The organism is Arhodomonas sp. AD133, assembly GCF_051195215.1.
Lineage (GTDB): Bacteria > Pseudomonadota > Gammaproteobacteria > Nitrococcales > Nitrococcaceae > Arhodomonas.
The window spans coordinates 1-1,370 of record NZ_JBNAZM010000144.1; the positions used below are offsets into that span (position 1 = coordinate 1).

2 protein-coding genes are annotated in these 1,370 nt (G+C 59.9%); one reads left to right on the top strand and one right to left on the bottom strand.

Annotated elements, in window-relative coordinates:
* Positions 1-415 precede the first annotated feature (415 nt).
* A complete protein-coding gene (locus ACPEES_RS23385) occupies positions 416-820 on the top strand; it encodes a hypothetical protein (protein WP_435106916.1) in 405 nt (134 codons plus the stop codon).
* A 132-nt stretch (positions 821-952) separates the two neighbouring features.
* Here the strand turns inward: ACPEES_RS23385 and ACPEES_RS23390 are convergent, their stop codons facing one another.
* Positions 953-1,288 carry a hypothetical protein gene (locus tag ACPEES_RS23390; RefSeq protein WP_435106918.1) on the bottom strand — a complete coding sequence of 112 codons (336 nt, stop codon included), beginning with the start codon at positions 1,286-1,288 and terminating at the stop codon, positions 953-955.
* Between the last annotated feature and the right edge of the window lie 82 nt (positions 1,289-1,370).

The following is a 1,370-nucleotide window of genomic DNA, read 5'->3' on the forward strand; positions in this document are numbered from 1 at the left end:
TCGGCTCGGTCAGGACTTCCTCGTTCTTCGTCACAGCGTCTTGCTCCTCGATCAGTGCCCAGATGTTACACACGTTCTTCTTCGGCTACTGTCGGGTGTGACGTTGACACTCAGGGGTGCGGCGCTCCAAGCTCGGCTCGGTCAGGACTTCCTCGTTCTTCGTCACAGCGTCTCGCTCCTCAGTCAGTGCCCAGATGTTACACACATTCCTCTTGGGCTACTGTCGGGTGCGACGTTGACACTCAGGGGGACGCCCGGCGTCGACGTTGCGGCTCACGGGGAGGCGCTTTCGGTGGGCCGCCCCCTTGTCAACGTCACACCCGACATCGCCCTAAGGGCGACATTGCCCGTTCATGGGGGCTCCGTCGCCCTCGTATGAGGTCATCTGTCGGAATCACAGGGGGCGAGCAGCGGCATGATGATGTGGGTACGGGCGCGTTGGGTCGCAGTGGCGTCTATTCTGGCTGCGGGTTGTACGCCTACGGTGCAGCTCGAGGGGACGGATGCCTCGCGTGTGCATCTTCCCGCCGATGCCGTATTGCTGCCAGCGGACGTCACGGGTGAGGGCGATGCGTACTGCTCTAAACAGACAGCGTACACGGAACTGTTGGCTGCGAACCCGTCTCGTCCGGTGTGCGTCTTCGACGAGAACCAAGATGGTCGACTCGATCGGTATTGGGTCGCAGGCACCCTCGCATCGACCGCGCGCGAATTGCCGGAAACGCCGGTTTACGAGCGAACACAGAAACTCGGCAAAGATGGGTTCCGCCGGGAGCTGCGGTACCTTTCAGGTCCCGGACGATTCCGTGGCTTTTTGTGAAGCAGATCGAGCCTGTCAGCGTACCACTGCTTCATCGCCTGCATGGGCGGCACGTAGTCTCATGACATCCCATGACAGCGCTCAGCCGACGCTAAGCCCTGCAACGGGTTAGCGCTCGGATGGAGCGCCTGGTTATTTGTGACTAGCACGAAACGTATCCTTGAACGGCACGGCGGCAACTTGATGCTCATCCTCATAAACCACCTTCCCCGGTCGCTCGGTCACGAGTTGCTGGACCAAGAAATCATGGGACGCCAGTAGTTGGGCGTATTGCCGCATCTTGTCGATATGCTCAATCGCCGACTCTTTGAACCAGCTTATCGCGGCGGGCTTCCGTGAGTGCCCCTGGGATCCAGCAAGGGTCGGTGGAACAGCGAGGTTGCTCTTGAACCAATCATACAGCGCCTTCTCAAGCCCGATCTCGTAACTGTAGAGCGCGCCATTTTCCCGGAGTATACCCATCGCCATGAACAGGCGCCTTCGTGATTTGTGTGGGTAACGGGGCTCGGATCTCACGCTGGCTGGGCCCTAGATGTTGTGGTGTAGGGTG